The 16,794-nt window shown below is 70.8% G+C and carries 16 protein-coding genes and 1 pseudogene; 6 read left to right on the top strand and 11 right to left on the bottom strand.

Annotated features, from left to right (window positions below):
* Positions 1-44: 44 nt before the first annotated feature.
* The 5 genes from IMZ35_RS28770 to IMZ35_RS28750 all read right to left on the bottom strand — a co-directional run bounded on the left by IMZ35_RS28770 (position 45) and on the right by IMZ35_RS28750 (position 4,229).
* Positions 45-1,115 (bottom strand): ArsO family NAD(P)H-dependent flavin-containing monooxygenase, encoded by a 1,071-nt coding sequence (locus IMZ35_RS28770; protein WP_199444356.1) that lies wholly within the window; start codon positions 1,113-1,115, stop codon positions 45-47.
* Position 1,116: 1 nt separating this feature from the next.
* Positions 1,117-2,208: an ACR3 family arsenite efflux transporter gene (arsB, locus tag IMZ35_RS28765; RefSeq protein ID WP_307868974.1), complete on the bottom strand. Its 1,092-nt coding sequence runs from the start codon at positions 2,206-2,208 to the stop codon at positions 1,117-1,119.
* On the bottom strand, positions 2,205-2,504 hold the full coding sequence (locus tag IMZ35_RS28760; RefSeq protein ID WP_199444355.1) for an ArsR/SmtB family transcription factor: 300 nt from the start codon (positions 2,502-2,504) through the stop codon (positions 2,205-2,207). Before IMZ35_RS28760 ends, arsB begins: the two co-directional genes overlap by 4 nt.
* Positions 2,505-2,625: 121 nt before the next feature.
* Entirely contained in the window at positions 2,626-2,994 is a 369-nt protein-coding gene (locus IMZ35_RS28755) for an ArsR/SmtB family transcription factor (RefSeq protein WP_199444354.1), read from the bottom strand.
* Between the two features lie 293 nt (positions 2,995-3,287).
* The gene (locus IMZ35_RS28750) at positions 3,288-4,229 is read right to left on the bottom strand and encodes a LysR family transcriptional regulator (protein WP_199444353.1); all 942 of its coding nucleotides are present in this window, start codon (positions 4,227-4,229) and stop codon (positions 3,288-3,290) included.
* A 253-nt stretch (positions 4,230-4,482) separates the two neighbouring features.
* On the opposite strand from IMZ35_RS28750, the gene IMZ35_RS28745 reads away from it, so the two are divergent.
* The 5 genes and pseudogenes from IMZ35_RS28745 to IMZ35_RS28725 all read left to right on the top strand — a co-directional run.
* The gene (locus tag IMZ35_RS28745) at positions 4,483-5,136 is read left to right on the top strand and encodes an ester cyclase (RefSeq protein WP_199444352.1); all 654 of its coding nucleotides are present in this window, start codon (positions 4,483-4,485) and stop codon (positions 5,134-5,136) included.
* A gap of 268 nt (positions 5,137-5,404) precedes the next feature.
* Positions 5,405-5,968 (top strand): DJ-1/PfpI family protein, encoded by a 564-nt coding sequence (locus IMZ35_RS28740; RefSeq protein WP_199444351.1) that lies wholly within the window; start codon positions 5,405-5,407, stop codon positions 5,966-5,968.
* A gap of 96 nt (positions 5,969-6,064) precedes the next feature.
* Positions 6,065-6,418, top strand: coding sequence for a class I SAM-dependent methyltransferase (locus tag IMZ35_RS28735; RefSeq protein WP_199444350.1), 354 nt, complete (start codon positions 6,065-6,067; stop codon positions 6,416-6,418).
* Between the two features lie 237 nt (positions 6,419-6,655).
* Complete coding sequence (locus tag IMZ35_RS28730) at positions 6,656-7,504, top strand: alpha/beta fold hydrolase (protein ID WP_229373587.1); 849 nt, start codon at positions 6,656-6,658, stop codon at positions 7,502-7,504.
* Between the two features lie 76 nt (positions 7,505-7,580).
* Positions 7,581-8,209, top strand: a pseudogene (locus IMZ35_RS28725) (serine hydrolase domain-containing protein); the annotation flags it as partial.
* Positions 8,210-8,361: 152 nt separating this feature from the next.
* Here the strand turns inward: IMZ35_RS28725 and IMZ35_RS28720 are convergent.
* Entirely contained in the window at positions 8,362-9,975 is a 1,614-nt protein-coding gene (locus tag IMZ35_RS28720; RefSeq protein WP_199444349.1) for an FAD-binding oxidoreductase, read from the bottom strand.
* Positions 9,976-10,344: 369 nt separating this feature from the next.
* On the opposite strand from IMZ35_RS28720, the gene IMZ35_RS28715 reads away from it, so the two are divergent.
* A complete protein-coding gene (locus IMZ35_RS28715) occupies positions 10,345-11,895 on the top strand; it encodes an MFS transporter (protein ID WP_199444348.1) in 1,551 nt (516 codons plus the stop codon).
* An 85-nt stretch (positions 11,896-11,980) separates the two neighbouring features.
* Here the strand turns inward: IMZ35_RS28715 and IMZ35_RS28710 are convergent, their stop codons facing one another.
* From IMZ35_RS28710 to IMZ35_RS28690, 5 genes are all read right to left on the bottom strand, one after another.
* Positions 11,981-13,051, bottom strand: coding sequence for a methyltransferase (locus IMZ35_RS28710; RefSeq protein WP_307868970.1), 1,071 nt, complete (start codon positions 13,049-13,051; stop codon positions 11,981-11,983).
* Between the two features lie 38 nt (positions 13,052-13,089).
* Positions 13,090-13,758, bottom strand: coding sequence for an O-methyltransferase (locus tag IMZ35_RS28705; RefSeq protein ID WP_199444347.1), 669 nt, complete (start codon positions 13,756-13,758; stop codon positions 13,090-13,092).
* The gene (locus IMZ35_RS28700) at positions 13,755-14,816 is read right to left on the bottom strand and encodes a 3-methyl-L-tyrosine peroxygenase-related protein (RefSeq protein WP_199444346.1); all 1,062 of its coding nucleotides are present in this window, start codon (positions 14,814-14,816) and stop codon (positions 13,755-13,757) included. Before IMZ35_RS28700 ends, IMZ35_RS28705 begins: the two co-directional genes overlap by 4 nt.
* A 12-nt stretch (positions 14,817-14,828) precedes the next feature.
* Positions 14,829-15,521 (bottom strand): GPR1/FUN34/YaaH family transporter, encoded by a 693-nt coding sequence (locus IMZ35_RS28695; protein WP_199444345.1) that lies wholly within the window; start codon positions 15,519-15,521, stop codon positions 14,829-14,831.
* 61 nt (positions 15,522-15,582) lie between these two features.
* A partial coding sequence (locus IMZ35_RS28690; RefSeq protein WP_199444344.1) for a non-ribosomal peptide synthetase occupies positions 15,583-16,794 on the bottom strand: 1,212 nt, incomplete at its 5' end.

Here is a 16,794-nt window from a genome sequence, read left to right as displayed (position 1 = left end):
GCGCAGGGCGTCTCCGCGGTCGTCGGCGTGCCCGGCGGGTGCGGTCACCGGTTCGCGCCGGTGACCGCACCCGCGTGGGCAGCGATCTCGCGCACCGCCGTCCTGGCGGTCCGGCCGACGCCGATCAGCGTCGCGGAGGCGGGGCCCGTCCAGTCGCCGTAGCCGAGCAGGTGCAGGCGGGGTTCGGCCAGCGCGCGGGTCCCCGCCGTGCGGACGGTGCCGTCGCCCGCGCGCAGCCGCAGCGGGGCGAGGTGGCCCAGCGCGGGACGGAACCCCGTGCACCAGATGACCGCGTCGGCCCGCTGCGCGGTTCCGTCCGCCCAGACGGGGCCGTGCTCGCCGAGGCGGTGGAACATCGGGTGCGCGGTGAGCAGGCCGGCGTCGCGGGCCGCCCGGACCGGCGGGAGCACCACGACGTCGCCCAGCGCGGCGATCCCGCCGTCGTCGTCGGCGGTACCGGCCGTGGCGCGGCGGCGGGTGGCCACGTCGAACAGGACGCGGCCGTCGACGTCGTCGGGCAGGAACCGCGGTGGCCGGCGGGTGACCCACGTCAGCCGGGTCGTCGAGGCGAGGTCCGCGGCGATCTGCGCGCCGGAGTTGCCGCCGCCCACCACGACCACGCGCTGACCGCGGAACTCCCGCGGATCGCGGTAGTCGGCGGCGTGCAGCTGACGTCCGGTGAACGGCGCGCGGCCGGGGACGGCGGGCAGGAAGGGCCGCCACCACGTGCCGGTCGCGCTGATCACGTGCTCGGCGGTCCAGTCGCCGGAGTCCGTCTCGACGCGGAACCCGGACCCGTGGCGGCGCACGGCCCGCACGCGCACCCCGCGCCGCACGGGCAGGTCGTAGCGCTGCTCGTAGCGCGTCAGGTAGTCCACCACGTGCGCCGTGCCGGGGTAGCCGCCGCCGGGAGCGGCGGGCATGGGCCAGCCGGGCAGCGAGCTGTGACGGGCCGGGGAGAACAGGCGCAGCGAGTCCCAGCCGTGCCGCCACGCCCCTCCTGGCCCGGTCTGGGCGTCGAGCACGACGAACTCCAGACCCGCGCGGCGCAGGTGGTAGCCGGCGGCCAGACCGGCCTGGCCTCCGCCGACGACCACCACCCGCGCCGCGGGCACGTCAGCTCTCCACGCGAGCGGTCCAGCGGCGGCGCAGCCACAGGCTGACGTAGACCAGACCGACGAGCACCGGCACCTCGATCAGCGGGCCCACCACCCCGGCCAGGGCCTGCCCGGAGGTCACGCCGAACACGCCGATCGCCACGGCGATGGCGAGTTCGAAGTTGTTGCCCGCCGCGGTGAACGCCAGTGTCGTGGTGCGCTCGTAGGACAGCCCGGCGGCCTTGCCCAGGGCGTAGGACCCGGCCCACATCACCGCGAAGTAGACCAGCAGCGGCAGCGCGATGCGGACGACGTCCAGCGGCTTGGAGGTGATGGTCTCGCCCTGCAGGGCGAACAGGACGACGATGGTGAACAGCAGCCCGTACAGGGCGACCGGGCCGATCTTCGGCAGGAAGCGCGACTCGTACCACTCCCGGCCGCGCGCCCGCTCCCCCAGCTTCCGCGACAGGTATCCGGCGGCCAGCGGCACGCCGAGGAAGACGACCACGCTCAGGGCGATCTCCCGGGGGGAGAAGTCGATCGAGGCGGTGTCCAGGCCCAGCCAGCCGGGCAGCAGGTCGAGGTAGAACCAGCCCAGCACACCGAACATCACGACCTGGAACACGGAGTTCAGCGCCACGAGCACGGCGGCGGCCTCGCGGTCGCCGCAGGCCAGGTCGTTCCAGATGATGACCATGGCGATGCAGCGGGCGAGGCCGACGATGATCAGCCCCGTGCGGTACTCGGGCAGGTCGGCCAGGAAGATCCAGGCCAGCGCGAACATCAGCGCCGGGCCCAGCACCCAGTTCAGCACCAGCGACAGCGCCATCGTGCGCCGGTCGCGGGTCACCGTGCCCAGTTCGTCGTAGCGGACCTTCGCCAGCACCGGGTACATCATCAGCAGCAGGCCCAGCGCGATCGGCAGCGACACCCCGCCGATCTTCACCGCGTCCAGCACGCCCTGCAGCCCCGGCACGACGCGGCCCAGCAGCAGTCCGGCCAGCATCGCCACGCCGATCCACACCGGCAGGAACCGGTCCAGGAACGACAACCGGCGCAACACCGGCGTCTCGGCCGGTGGCGCGCTCGCGTTCGTGGTGCTCGTGCTCAACACGGTCTCCTGATCTCGGTGGTGGTGCGCGCCTGCTCGGCCACCGCGGCGATGCCGCGCGCGAGACCGTCCAGAACATCGGGTCGAAGCCGGTAGTAGGTGAAACGTCCGTGCGACTCGCTGTCCACGAGCCCGGCCTCGCGCAGCAGCCGCAGGTGGTTGGACACGTTGCTCTGCCGGGCACCGGTCTCCTCGACCAGGTGACAGGTGCACAGCGCCTCGACCGCCAGCAGCTCCACGATCCGGGCGCGCAGCGGATCGGCCAGCACCCGCAGAACCTCTGCATCGAACATCATCAATGCAGAACATACATCACCGCTCACTGATACGACGGCGCGGTCCGGCCCGGTTCTCCGGCACACCCGCCCGGCGGGCCCCCACGTCAGCGCGACACCACCGGGCCGCACCGGGAGCGGGTCAGCCGCAGCACCGGGCGGACGCGCCGTCGGCCTCCTCGTCCAGGTCGGCGCGCAGCGGCCCACCGGGGCGCAGCAGCTGTCCCAGCACGCTCAGGACGGCGTGGTCGGCGCTGTACCAGCTCCACGTGCCGCGTCGCTCCCGCCGCAGCACACCCGCGTTGACCAGGATCTTGAGGTGGTGGCTGAGCGAGGACTGCGGCATGTCGAACTCCTCCGCCAGGTCGCAGAAGCACACCTCGTCGGCCCTGGCGTTGCGCACCAGCGTGAGCAGCCGCACCCGGATCGGATCACCCAGCGCCTTGAACAGCCGCGCGGCCGCCTCGGGTTCTGCGGTCCGTTCGCGCACCGAGTCGGGCAGCACGGTCACCTCGGTCTCCCCCGCACGTCTCGTTCTGCCGGTGCCGCGGTGGCACCCTCCTCGAACAGTATGAACGTCCGATCGCCCGTGCCGTCGCGGTCGCGCGGCAGAAGGTGCCGCGACGCGTGGTCGTCACGGACGCGGCAAGCTGCTCGTCTTCGACCGCTGACCGGAGTCCCCGGGGAAGTCACCGCGTCACCCGTCACACCGGTCAACGAGGAAAGCCGCCACCGCGTCCTGCGCGCGATCGACATCATCGGGTTCGGCCCGAACCGCCGGGCCGGTTCGCGGTCGCTACGACCTCACGACGACTCGACGCGCGGACGGCCGTGGTCCCACGGCTCGGTGATCCGGGGCAGCTGACGACGGATCGCACCGGTCATCGCCTCCGCCGCGGGGGTCGGCCGCCCTCGCGTCGCCACGCAGAGGTGGCGTCCCAGCTCTCCCTCCCTGGTCACGGGCACCCACCGCACGCCACGGGGGACGGCACCGGCGGCGATTCCCGGAACGAGTGCGATGCCGATCCCGGCGGCGACGAGCCCGAGGCGGGTCGGCCAGTCCTTCGCCCGGTGCGCGATGCGGGGTGCGGTCAGCCCCGGCCACGCGTCGAACTCCGGACGATCGGTGGACTGCGGCCCGGCGATCCACGTCTGTTCCCGCAGATCCTCGGGGGTCAAGCGGGCGCTGCTCGCCAACGGACTGCTCTCGCACACCGCCACCCCCGCGCCGGGGCCGCCGACCAGCACGTGCAGTTCCAGGTCGGTGAGGTCGTAGTCGGGCAGCCCCGCGCCGACTGCCACGACCGCGACCTGCAGACGACCTCGCCGGACAGCTGTGAGCAGAGCGGGGGTGGGCGCCTCGGTCAGCCGGACGTCGATGCCGGGATGCTCGACCTGGAGCTGCGCGACCGCGCGCGGCACGAGGACGGCCATGGCAGTCGGGAAGCCACCCACCCCGAGTCGGCCCGCGAGCTGGTCGCGCATCCCCGCGAGTTCCTGCCCGGCCGCGGAGAGGGCGTCGAGGACGCGGGCCGCGTGGCGCACCAGCGCCTCGCCCGCGGCCGTGGGACGGACTCCGCGCGCGTGCCGCTCGAACAGCGGCACGGACGCCGTTCTCTCGGTCGCCGCCACCTGCCGCGAGACGGCCGACTGCGTGTAGCCGAGCGACTCCGCGGCTGCGCTGAAGGAGCCGGTGCGTGCCACTTCCACCATCACTCGCAGACCCACCAGCGTGAACTCGGCCATGAGCGCAGAGTAGTCCGCTGTGTCTCGTCCGCATGAGAGCGGTACGTGCCATGAGCACGTCGAAGAGGTCGACTCCGTCCGCACGTATGAGGTCGACGCACATCTGCTGTGCTCAGTCCTCGCTTGTGCGCATACCTGCGGTGGGCGATCGTCGTGGTGGTGCCGTCACGGCCCACCACGGCAACAGCCGACCGCACGCACCGCGAACCAGGTGTCGCCGCGTGTGGACCATCCGCCAGCTGGAGGTTTCTCGATGGTTCTTCGACCAGGACGAACGCTGCTCGCCATTACTCTGACCGGTGCACTGGGGGCGATCTCCGCCTGCGGCGGCTCGGTCGACCCCCTCGCGGCGGGCGCCACGTCCAGCCGGTCGGGGCACGACGAGCGGGGTCGGGAGGGCGCGAGCGCCACGACCGGCAGCAGCACCGACGACGACCTGCGGGTGGACGACCCCGGCCTCACCGAACGTGCTCGCGCGCTCATCCGGGTCGGTCAGGACGGCATCGCCCGGGAGAACGCGGCGGCGCTCGACGCCTTCTTCCACCCGGACTTCCGCTTCCACGGCCCGGGGGGCGCCGAACTGAACCGCGAACAGCTGTGGGCCTACTTCGCGTCGGCGCGGCGAGCGTTCGACGACTTCAGCGTGGAACGGCAGGCCATCATCGACGACGGCGGTCCTCACCTCTCGTCACGCACGCGGTTCGCGGGTGTCTTCGCGCGCACGTTCGACGGCACGGCGCTGGGCCCCCTGGAGCCGACGGGACAGCCCTTCAGCTACGACCTGATCAACATCTTCCGCTACCACGAGGACGGTCGGCTCCTGGAGGAGTGGGTGCAGTACGACCAGCTCGGGCAACTGGCCCAGCTCGGCGTCGACGTCGGGGACGCCGCTGCCGCGGTCTCCTGACCGCGGGGGCCGGTCGCGGAACACGGTCCGCAACCGGCCCGCGTCCCGACCCTCCCGTCTCCCGTGTTCGGACGAGACGGGAAGCTCGCCGTCCTCACCATCCACGTGCGAATCACCTGGGCACCTGACCGGCCGATTGTGGTGGCGACCCGAGCGTCCTACGCTCGTCAGCGGCCCGACCGGTTCGACGACCATCCGCTCGACGATCTCGTGCTGCCTGCCGCAAGAGCGCCGACACGGCCGATCGAAGCGGGACTGAGGAGCGAGCATGGCCCGAGTGCTGATCCTGACGGCCGACGCCGCCGAGGAACTCGACTCGATGTATCCGATCTTCCGTCTGCGCGAAGGCGGACACGAGGCGGTCGTGGCCGCTCCCACCACACGCGCGGTCAAGCTGGTGGTCCACGACTTCGAGCCCGGTTGTGACGCCTACACCGAGAAACCCGGCCACCTGCTGCCCGTGGACCTCGCGTTCGGCGACGTCGCCCCGGAGGAGTACGACGGGCTGGTGATCCCCGGCGGGCGGGCACCGGAGTACATCCGCACCAGCCCCGACGTGGATCGCGTCGTCCGCCACTTCTTCGACCACGGGCTCCCGGTCGGCACGATCTGCCACGGCCCGCAGGTCCCCGCCGCCCTCGGGCTCCTGCGGGGCCGGACCACGGCCGCCTACCCGCCGCTGAGGGCGGACGTCGAGCTGGCCGGCGCGACGTTCGTGGACGAGCCCGACGTGGTCGACGGAGCGATGGTGTCCTGCCGCGGCTGGCCGGACCTCCCCCTCTGGTCGCGCGCGTTCATGCGCGTCCTGGAGAGCTCGCGCGTCTCCACCTGACGCGCCTCGTCCCCGTCGCGGCACGTCGTGGTGCGGCCTCGTCCGGCACGAGAGCTGCCCGACGAGCCTCGTCCAGCACTTCCTCCTGCACCGCTGGTGTTCGACCCGGCGTGCTCCACGGGGACGTTCCTGAGCTCCCCGGCCGACGCGGTGCCGCGAGCCCGGTGCCTCGGCGCGGACCTGTCCCCCGCGACGGTCCGCCGCGCCGCCGCGCGCTCGGCGAACGTCGTGGTCGCCGACGCCGCCCACCCGCCGCTTCCACCGGGCAGCGTCGACCTGCTCGTGGTGCGCTTCCTCAACGCCGAGGTGGTCCCCCGCGCGACGGCGGGACCGCTCTTCACCGCGCTGGCACGCCTGGTCGCCCCGAGGGGCACGTCCTCGTCCTCGGTCACACCCCGGTCCTGCTCGCCCCGCGGACCGCTGCCCGCACGACCGGCCTGCGCTTGGTGAGCACCACCGCCGCACCGCTGGAGCGACCGGGCTGTTCCAGTGCCCTGCACTTCACCGGCGCGTGTCCGTGCCGGAGCCACCACCTGCCGGGGATCACGTGAGGACGTGTGGTCCGGGGCGGTGATCCGCCGTTGTGTGGAACGGGACGCGTCTCGATCGGCGACGACCGGCCGCCCGAGCGGACCGACGTGCCGCGCGTAGCGTGTGCCGCTCGCACGCAAACCGTTCTGGAGGCCGATGATGCGCTCGACGTTCCGCACGCCCGACGGTGTCACGCTCGGGATCGAGCAGTTCGGCGATGCGGCGGCGCCGCTGGTGCTGCTGGTGGGCGGCACGACCATGCTCTCCTGGCCCGACGCGCTCTGCGCGGCGCTCGCGCGCGGCGGGCGTCGTGTCGTGCGCTACGACCTGCGCGACTCCGGCGCGTCGACGACCCTGGACCCCGAGGCGCCGGCGTACACGCTGCGCGATCTCGCCGCCGACGCCGCCGCGCTCGCCCGCGGACTCGACGACCGACCGGCGCACCTGGCGGGCATCGGCGTCGGCGGGATGGTCGCCCAGGTCGCCGCGCTCGACCACCCGGACGCCTTCTCCGCACTCACGCTCGCCGGGACGCGGCCCGTCGCTCCGGGCCCGGCCGACGACGACCTGCCCGACCACGACGCGGCGACGATGGGGCGGTTGTTCGCGCTCCCGATGCCCGACTGGTCCGACCGCGCCGCCGTGGCGGAGTTCGCCGCCGCCGGAGCGGAGGTCCTCGGCGACGACCCGGCCGCGGCACGCACGACCGCCGAGCGCGTCTTCGACCGCACGCCGGGCACCGGGCCGGCGGTCGCAACGGCCAACCAGATGGGCATGGTGTTCTCCAGGCTCGACTGCGCGCCGCGCTGGCGCGAGCGCCTGCCCGGACTCGCGATCCCGACGCTCGTGGTGCACGGTCGCCGCGACCTGTTCTTCCCGGTCGGCAACGGCGAGGCGCTCGCACGCGAGATCCCCGGCGCCCGGCTGCTGGTGCTCGAACGGGCCGCTGCCGCGATCCCCGACACGGCCGCCGACGAGGTCGCCGCGGCGATGCTCGCGCTGTAGCTCGATCCGGCGGCCGGGCGAACACCGGCGCGACAGCGGTCGACCCCGCCCCGAGGGCGGGCTGGAGGCTGGCCGCATGACGAACGACATCACCTCGACGGCTCGGCTCACGCAGCCGGTCGCAGGGTTCCAGAAGAGGGTGCGGACGCCGCGGGCCCTGCGGCGAGCGGGGGTCGCGGCGCTGGCGGTCGCGCTGCTGGCGGGAGTCGTCGCCCCCCGGTGCGGCCAGCGGGGCCGCGCCGGGCGCCGCTGCGGGACGGAACCGCCCGGAGTGCAGGAGGCGGTCCAGGCGTTCGTGGACATCGGTTTCGCCGGGATGCGGTTGCGCGTGCAGGACCAGCGGGGTGAGCGGGTCGGCAGCGCCGGGGTGCGCGAGCTGGGCGGGACCGCGACGCCGCCGACGAACGGGCGGTTCCGGATCGGCAGCAACACCAAGACCTTCGTCGCGACCGCGGTGCTGCAACTGGTGGCCGGGGGAGGATCGGGCTGCACAGCACGGTGGCCCGCCGCCTGCCGCGGTTCGCGCTGGATCCGCGGATCACGGTGCGGATGTTGTTGCAGCACACCAGCGGGGTGTTCGACCACACCGGCGACTCCGCCCCCGACGGCACGGTCGTGCCGGGGCTCCCCTCGACGGGCGAGGAGTGGGTGGACACCCGGTTCCGCACCTACCAGCCGGAAGAGCTGGTGCGGTTCGCGCTGGCCGGCAACCTGCTGGCCGACCGCGGGCACCTGGCTCGGCCACGACGGCCGAGGGGCCGCGGCCCCGACCGGTGAGGTCGGGGCCGCGGCCCCTCGAACGTCCCTACGACTCGTCTTCCGATCGGCGGGCGCTATCGCACGACCGCTGCTTCACATCAGGCCGGCTTGACGGACAGAGCGTGGCGGAACACCGAACGCGGGTCGTAGCGCTTCTTGACCTGCTGCAGGCGGGCGTAGTTCTCCCCGTAGTACAGCGCGTGCCACGGCGTGCCGGAGGTGTTCCACGCCGGGTCGGCGAGGTCGTTGTCCGCGTAGTTGATGTACGCGCCCGCGTTGATGTCGTTGTGCACGGGAACGCCACCGGTGTTGCGGTAGATGTCCCGGTAGAGGTTGCGCACCCACGACATGTACGTGTCGTCCGCCGCCGGGTCCCGCCAGACGCCGGGGGTGAAGTAGACGCGCAGGATCGAGTCCCGGTGCACCGAGGCCGTCGCGTTCTTCGGCACGGAGTTGATCTTCCCGCCGATGGCCGCGATGTTCACCTGTGCGCCGGGGTCGGAGAAGTTCTCGTCGGACAGGTGGCGGTAGATCGTCCCGAGCTGCTCGTCGGTGTAGCTCTTCCGCAGGTCCGCGGTCTTGTCCTTCTGACGACCGGGTGCGCCCCAGTACCAGTTGTCCCGGTCGAGCCACGGCAGGTCGTACTTGGAGTCCGCCGAGGGCTGGACGCGAACGCCGCTGGTCATGGCGGAGAACAGGCCGTCGAGCAGGGCCTCGCCGCCTTCGACCGACTTGCCGACGCCCGCCATCAGGGAGATCACCCCCGCCGACTTGTGCGACAGGGAGAACGACGCCCAGACCTGGACCCCCTGCGCTCCGGGGGCGCTGTTGCGCTCGAACCACTGGCAGTACTGGCGCACCAGAGTGGTGAAGTCCTGCTGCGACATGGACTCCCACGGCCACGCCATGGTCCGGATCCGCTGGTTGTCGGCACGGGGCAGCAGGCGGCTGGGATCGGTGGAGTCCACTCCCGGCGTGCGGAGCCAGTACTTCGTGACGACACCGAAGTTCCCGCCGCCACCACCCGTGTGCGCCCACCACAGGTCGCGGTTGGGGTCGTTGGCCTCCCTCGTCGCCACGATGGTGCGAGGCTGCCCGTCCGCACCCACCACGACGACCTCGACGGCGTACAGGTGGTCGACGGCGATCCCGTGGATGCGCGAGTAGAAGTTGTAGCCGCCACCGAGGATGTGCCCGCCGAGGCACACCTCCGAGCAGCCCGCCGAGGGGATCTGCACACCCCAGCCCTTGAAGAGCGTCCCCTGCGTCGACGCCACCATCGCGCCGGGTTCGAACGCGAAGGCCTTCCGCTCCTCGTCGAAGTAGACGTCCTTGAGCTGCGAGAGCTCGATGATCTCCTTGATGTCGGGAGTCGTCGTGAAGTTCTCCAGGCAGTGGCCACCGGATCGGATGGCGACCCGCCTGTTCGCTCCGACGGCCCTGCCGAGCGCTTCGGCGACGTCGTTCGGAGAACCCGCGATGGTCACCCGGTCCGGCTGTCCGGCGAACCGCGTGTTGTGCGCGCGCAGGAAGCTCTCGTAGCGGGTGTCTCCCGGCTGCACGGTGACGGGGTTGAACGGCGGCGGGCTCCCCCCGCGCGTCCCCCGGTCCGCGACGGCGGGCGCGGTTCCGACGAGTGCTCCCGTCGACACCACCCCGGCCCCGACCGCCGCAGCACGGGTGAATAATCTCCGGCGGCTCAGGTCAGCCATATGTCACTCCTCATTACCGATGTTAGGACGTCTGTCCAGCAGGAGCTTGTACCACGACGTCGGACTTGGCACGAGGCCAATGCGTCCGAGTGCACAGATGAATCCGGCAGCGGCTTCACGGCAGCCGCTCTTACGTCGGTATCACATCGCACTTGGGACGTTGTCCCGCCGCACGGCTCCGACGTATATCTGGCACATCACTTTCCACCACGGCCGAAGTCATCCGACTCCGCACCCCCCAGCACTCGGCGTAGACCGTGACCACACGAACACCGCAAAGGATGATCACATGACCGCACAGCACGGGTCAAGTCTCAGGAGGCACTCGCGCGACATCCCGTCCACCGGGACCCGGCGGGACTCGAACTCATGACGACCAAATCCTCCGCCCCGCTCGCGCAACGTGCGGGGAAGCGCGAGTGGTTCGCTCTCGGCGCACTCGCACTACCAGCTCTGCTCATCACGCTCGACAGCACGGTGCTGTATCTTGCAATTCCTCAGTTGAGCGCCAGCCTCAATCCCAGCGGCACGCAGCTGCTGTGGATCGTCGACGTCTACAGTTTCATGATCGCCAGCCTGCTGATCGTCGCGGGCACGCTGAGTGACCGGATCGGGCGTCGTCGCCTGTTGCTGATCGGCGCTGCGGGATTCGGTGTCGCGTCCCTTCTCACCGCATTCTCGGTCAGCGCCGAGATGCTGATCGTCAGCCGTGTTCTGCTGGGTGTCGCCGGCGCGACGTTGATGCCGTCGTCGATGTCGCTGATCCAGAACATGTTCACCGATCCGCGGCAGCGCTCGGTCGCGTTCAGCGTCTGGATCGCCTGTTTCCTGGCGGGCGGGATCATCGGCCCGCTGGTCGGTGGCGTGATGCTGGAGAACTTCTGGTGGGGTTCGGTGTTCCTGCTCGGCGTGCCCGCCATGGTCCTGCTGCTGGTCCTCGGTCCCGTGCTCCTGCCGGAGTACCGGAACCCCGAGCCCGGCCGCATCGACGTCACGAGCGTCGCGCTGCTGATCGTCGGCCTGCTGACCTCGGTCTACGGCGTCAAGAAGCTCGCAGGCGCGAACACCGGACCGCTGGCCGTGCCGGCACTCGCGCTCGGTCTCGCGCTGGGGGTCGCCTTCGTGCTCCGCCAGCGGCGGATCGACAGTCCGCTGATCGACCTCCGGCTGTTCCGCGAACGCACCTTCTCCGTTCCGCTGGGCGCCATGGGTCTCGCCCTCTTCACGATGGCGGGATCGCAGCTCTTCGTGGCGCAGTACTTGCAGATGGTCGTGGGGCTGTCCCCCTTCGCCACGGGCCTGTGCTCGTTGCCCGCGAGCGTCGGAGGGGTGGCGGGGTCGCTGCTCGCACCGCTGCTGCTCAAGCGGATGCGTCCTGCGGCGGTGATGACCACGGGACTCGTGATCGCCGTCGTCGGCTTCGGCGTGCTGATCCAGATCAATTCCGACAACGGGGTGGTCGTGGCAGTGGTGGCACTGGGCCTGCTGAATTTCGGAGTGGCTCCGACCGTCGCGCTCGGCACCGACATGATGATCTCGTCCGCACCACCCGCACAAGCGGGCGCCGTTTCCGCGATTTCCGAGACCACTCACGAGGTCGGCCTCGGCACGGGTATCGCCGTTCTCGGGAGCATCGGCACCTCCGTCTACCACGGCCAGGTCTCCGGAAACCTCCCCGACGGACTTCCGGAGAATTCGGTGCCAGCATTTCTGGACACGATCGGTTCTGCGGCGGACGAGGCCAGCCGATTGCCCGGCCACCTGGGCTCTGCCGCCTTCGACGTCGCCCGCGCGGCGTTCACTCACGGCTTGTTCGTCATCAGTGTCGTCTGTTTGGCCGTCACCGTGCTGGCCACGGCCGCGGTGACACTGCTGCTGCGACGCGGTTCGACGGAGGGCGAAACAGTCGATAACGCCTGATCAGAGGCCGGGGGACAGCTTCCGACGCCGCGCGGGCGGCACGACCACCGAAGTGGTCGTGCCGCCCGCGCGGCATTCGTACCGGTTACTTCGTCGCGATGAGGATGCCGTGGGGGGTCCACCCGGGGCAGGCCACTCGCTGGAATTCCTGGAAACCGGCTTCACGGAGGCAGTTCTCGTGCTGCTGCCACGAATAGATCATACCGCCCTTGGCGGGCAGCGCGGCGAAGTAGACGCTGTCGAGCGCGGCCACCACCGGACCGTCGCCCTCGTCGTTCGACATGGAGTTGAAGATGACCAGTCGCCCGCCCTCCGGAAGCGCCTCGTACGCCTTGCGCAGCAGGAAGGTGTTCTCCTCCAGCGTCCAGATGACCAGCTGGTGGGCGAACATGATGGTGTCGAACCCGCTCGGGAACGGGTCGGCGAACATGTCGCCCGCGATCACCGAGACGCGGTCGGACAGCCCGGCTTCGGCGATCTTCTTCTGCGCGATGGCCTCGGTCGCCGGGATCTCGAAGACCGCGGCCGACAGGTGCGGGTTGGCCTCCGCGAGCGCGATCGAGTTCACGGCGTCGCCGCCGCCGCAGTCGAGCAGCTTCTTCGAGCCGGACAGGTCGAGCTGCTCGACCAGGTGCACGTTGGCGAGCTCGGACCACGACCGCATGTACCGGTAGAACACCGACTCGAGCTGGGGGTTCTCGCTCAGGCGGTGGTACAGGTCGCGGCCGGTGCCCCGCACGCGGCGCAGGCCGACGTTCGAGTTGGTGCGCAGCGACTCGGTGAAGTCGAGCTGACCCTCGTAGACGACGTACTGCTCGAAGGCGACCGTGTCCTTGATGCGCTGCCAGTCGCTGCCCCGCTGCAGGTCGGCGATGACCTCCGCCACGGAGTAGTTGCCGTCGCGCTGCACGGTGAGCCCCAGTGCCGTGGTGCCCAGCAGCAGGACGTCCGTCGCGCGGTCCTCCAGTTCGAGCTTCTCCTGGATCTCCCGCTTGGTCAGCGAACCGTGCTTCGCCAGCAGTTCGAACAGCTCCAACTCGCAGGCGGCGTTGAGGTACTGGAACGCCGCGTGCCCGAAGAGGATCCACGACAGGCCGGACATGTCCAGCTCCTGCGGCGTGGACGTGGCACCTTTGCTACCGAGTGTCGACGTCATGACCTTGGTTCTCCTCATGTGTGCGTTGCGGTTTTCGTTCAGCGGTCGGCGCGCTTGTACGCCAGCGTGATCCCGTCGAAGACGGGCAGCGTGCTCAGTTCGACCCTCTTGTCGTTGCGCAGAGCGGAGTTCAGCGCTCGCAACGAATCCGTCTCCGGGTCGCTCTCGTCCGATCGCGCCACCTTCCCGGACCAGAGCACGTTGTCCAGCACCATCAGTCCGCCGGGCCTGAGCAGTTCCAGGCACCGCTCGAAGTAGACGGAGTAGCTCTCCTTGTCGGCATCGACGAAGGCGAGGTCGACGGTGCCCGCGGCGCCGCTGTCCAGAAGTGCGTCCAGGGTCTCGACAGCGGGACGGAGTTCGAGCTGGATGCGGTCGGCGACGCCTGCCCGCTCCCAGAACGAACGGCCGATGTCGGTCCACTCCTCGCTGACGTCGCAGGCGATGACACGACCACCGGGGGGTAGTGCGCGGGCCATGGCCAGCGTGCTGTAGCCGGTGAACACGCCGACCTCGACCACGGTGGTGGCGGACAGCAACCCGACGAGGAAACCCAGCAGCTGCCCCTGCTCCGGTGGGACCAGCATCGTGTGTTCGGAGAGTTCCAGCGTGATCAGTCGCAGTTCCCGTGCGAGGTCGTCCTCCCGGAGGGACACGTCGTGCACGTACTGCTGGATCTCGTCGTCGAGCACCAGGCTGTGGATCATCGATCTCCTCCGCGGACTTCGGTCGCCGGGGTCTCCGGCAGGTGAGCGAGGCGGATCCGGCGGAACTGCGACAGCACGCCGACCGCCGATCGCGACGAATCGGCGTTCGCCAGCAGGCTGGGCGACCGGCCGCCGACGAAGTGCTCGCACACTCCGCGGTGGGCGTCGTAGGTCTCGCCCAGCGCGGTGCGGAACGCGACGAGTGGTGCTTCGTCCCGGTCTGCCAGCCAGGCCCAGGCCGCGGTGGAGCCCGAGAGGGCGCGCACGAGCGCCTCGTGGTCGCGCCAGCGCAGGCCGCTCATCTTCGGTGGTGCGATCGGCGGCATCAGCGTCGGACGGATCTCGGCGTTGTACTCCTGCTGCGCCGCGTCGCCGGCGTACCGCAGCGCACCCCTCGATGCCCACATCAGCGCCGTGGCGACCCCTGCCGACACCGCGGCGCCCTCGGCGTCGTCGCGTGCGGCCTGGTCGACCAGGCACGCGCACGCCATCGCGCACCCCTGGGCCAGCACCATGAACAGGTGGTGACCGCGGACCCAGTTGCGCAGGGCGTCGTCCGTCGCGGGCGTCCCGCGCTCGGCAGCCACGGGCACGGGACGCGACCTCGGTGACGCGTACGGATCGGCGCACCAGTCGAGCAGGTGGTCGACGCCGCGCACCAGATCGGTCCAGGCCCGCTCGTCGAGCCCGCTGCCGCGGACGACCGCCGGTTCCAGCACGCCGATCAGCGCGGCGATCGCCGCGTCGACCAGCAGCGGCAGCGGCGGGCCTTCGACGCGGTGGATGCCGAACGCGACGTCGTTGTCGCGGTTGGCCTCCGACTCGGCGCGATCGTCGTGGATCCGTCTGCCGGGAAGCTCGCCGAGCGCGGTCCTGGTCTCCACAGCGGCGGCCAGCAGGGCGTGCAGGTCGGTCCGTGCGCGCGGGTCGGCGATGCGGGCGACGGCGAGCCGGGCCCGGTCGCGGTGAGCCGCGAGGCCCTCGGCCGTGCGCGGAAGGTCCTCCGGCCGACCGAGGCGGAAGGGAACGGTCGCAACCCTGGGCAGGTAGTCCACCATGATCGTCCCGACTCAACGCCGCTTGCGCAGCGGACGGCCCAGCGGAAGGCGTTTGCCCCCCGTCGCGGCGTTCATCGCGCTGGCGAAGATGTACATGCCGACCAGGATGAACAGCAACATGCTGACCATGCCCACGTAGATCAGCCACGGGTCGCCCGGCTGCGTCGGGTTGTTGATCGTTCGCTCGATCGCCTGGTTGATCGACCCGAACAGGGACAGCAGGGTGACGTCGACGATCACGAACAGCAGGGTGAACACCGCGGGCAGGTGCAGCGTGGTGACCGTCAGCAGAATGATCACAATCGCCCACACGACGACGAAGTTCGCGGTGGCCGCCCGCTGCTCGATGTTCTCGAACTCGCCGAGCAGGTTGTTGTTCAGGGTCACGCTGAGCACGGCGAAGCTGAGCCAGAAGGTGCCGAACAGGCCGTAGATCGCCGCGAAGACCCCGTCACCGAGCCGCATCGACCACCTCGCGGCCATCAGCAGCAGAATGCTGCTGCTGAAGACCATGATCGGCAGGGAGGCGACGAGGGAGTTGGCCGCGACGCTGTAGTCCACCAGGTAGAGCGCCAGCGAGATCGAGCCGATCAGGAAGCCGGCGAATCCCGGCAGGCTCGGGTCGGCGGTGAACTGCACGGGCCGGGCACCGGGTTCCTGCGCCTCGTCGGGGCGCTTCACCGGCTCGGCAGAGACCTCTTTCACCTGTGTCATAACATCTCTCCCGTGTTGTGGAGGGGGCCGGAGTTGGCGGTCTGACCGCTGGTCACGCGTCGCTCACCCGTCCGAGGACGCGGGACACGCGGGGGATGGTGGTCGGCGCGGCCGCCGGTGACCGGTCGGGGAGCTGGGCGGCCAGCTCGGCGACCGTCGGGTGGTCGAAGACCAACCGCAGCGGAAGGTCGACGTTCGTGTGGGCGGAGAGCCTGCTGATCACGCGAGTCGCGAGCAGCGAGTGGCCGCCGAGGTCGAAGAAGTCGTCGTCGGCACCGATGTCGGTCACGCCGAGCACCTCGCGCCAGACGTCCGCGACGAACCGTTCCGTGTCCGTCCGAGGGGGACGTCCGGTGCGGCGGGATTCCTGAGCGGGCGCGGGCAACGACGCGCGGTCGATCTTGCCGTTGGGCAGCAGGGGCAGTTCGGGCAGCGTGACGTACGCGGCCGGCACGAAGTGCGCGGGCAGCACGGCTCGCAGGTGTTCGGTCAGCGTGGTGTGGTCGACCTCGTCTGCGGCGGGGACGACGTGGGCGACGAGCTGAGCGGTGCCGGACGGGTGCTGGTGGGCCACGACCACGGCGTCGGCGACGTCGGGATGCGCCCGGAGAACGGTGTCGATCTCACCGAGTTCGATGCGGTGACCGCGGATCTTGACCTGGTCGTCGGCACGACCCAGGTAGTCCAGCATCCCGTCCGTGCGCCACCGCACCAGATCACCCGTGCGGTACATCCGCCCACCACCGAACGGATCAGGCAGATACCGCTCCGCCGTCAGACCCGGTCGCGCGTGATAACCACGCGTGATCCCCGCACCCGACAGGTACAACTCCCCCACCACACCCAGCGGAACCGGCCTCAGACTCGCGTCCAGCACGTACGCGCTCGTACCGTCCACCGGCACACCGATCGGGGTCCGGTCGTGCGCCGGATCGGTGACGGCGTGGGTGGAGTAGGTGGTGTCCTCGCTGGGTCCGTACAGGTTGTTCACCACGTCGACGACCGGGTGCGCGTACAGCGCGCGCACCAGCTCCGGCGACAAAGGCTCACCGGCCAGGTTGATCGTGCGCGCCAGCGGCGGCACCGCATCAGCAGCCAGCAACTCCCGCGCCGCCGAGGGCACGGTGTTCACCAGCGTCACGTCCCGGTACCGCTCCGGGTGCTCGATCACGTCCAGCACGTTGTCCGGAGCCAGCACCACCGTCCCACCCACCGACAGCGGGGCGAAGATCTCGAACACCGACAGGTCGAACGACACCGACGT

It is taken from the genome of Umezawaea beigongshangensis (assembly GCF_016464305.1).
In the GTDB taxonomy this organism is placed as follows: Bacteria; Actinomycetota; Actinomycetes; order Mycobacteriales; family Pseudonocardiaceae; genus Umezawaea_A; species Umezawaea_A beigongshangensis.
The sequence above is the reverse complement of the archived record's forward strand: the minus strand, read 5'-3'. Positions and strand labels throughout refer to the sequence as shown.

Coding starts and splice junctions, on each gene's coding strand:
- IMZ35_RS28760 (WP_199444355.1), bottom strand. CDS start 2,504: ATGATGTTCGATGCAGAGGTTCTGCGGGTGCTGGCCGATCCGCTGCGC.
- IMZ35_RS28750 (WP_199444353.1), bottom strand. CDS start 4,229: ATGGCCGAGTTCACGCTGGTGGGTCTGCGAGTGATGGTGGAAGTGGCA.
- IMZ35_RS28745 (WP_199444352.1), top strand. CDS start 4,483: ATGGTTCTTCGACCAGGACGAACGCTGCTCGCCATTACTCTGACCGGT.
- IMZ35_RS28740 (WP_199444351.1), top strand. CDS start 5,405: ATGGCCCGAGTGCTGATCCTGACGGCCGACGCCGCCGAGGAACTCGAC.
- IMZ35_RS28730 (WP_229373587.1), top strand. CDS start 6,656: ATGATGCGCTCGACGTTCCGCACGCCCGACGGTGTCACGCTCGGGATC.
- IMZ35_RS28720 (WP_199444349.1), bottom strand. CDS start 9,975: ATGGCTGACCTGAGCCGCCGGAGATTATTCACCCGTGCTGCGGCGGTC.
- IMZ35_RS28715 (WP_199444348.1), top strand. CDS start 10,345: ATGACGACCAAATCCTCCGCCCCGCTCGCGCAACGTGCGGGGAAGCGC.
- IMZ35_RS28710 (WP_307868970.1), bottom strand. CDS start 13,051: ATGACGTCGACACTCGGTAGCAAAGGTGCCACGTCCACGCCGCAGGAG.
- IMZ35_RS28705 (WP_199444347.1), bottom strand. CDS start 13,758: ATGATCCACAGCCTGGTGCTCGACGACGAGATCCAGCAGTACGTGCAC.
- IMZ35_RS28700 (WP_199444346.1), bottom strand. CDS start 14,816: ATGGTGGACTACCTGCCCAGGGTTGCGACCGTTCCCTTCCGCCTCGGT.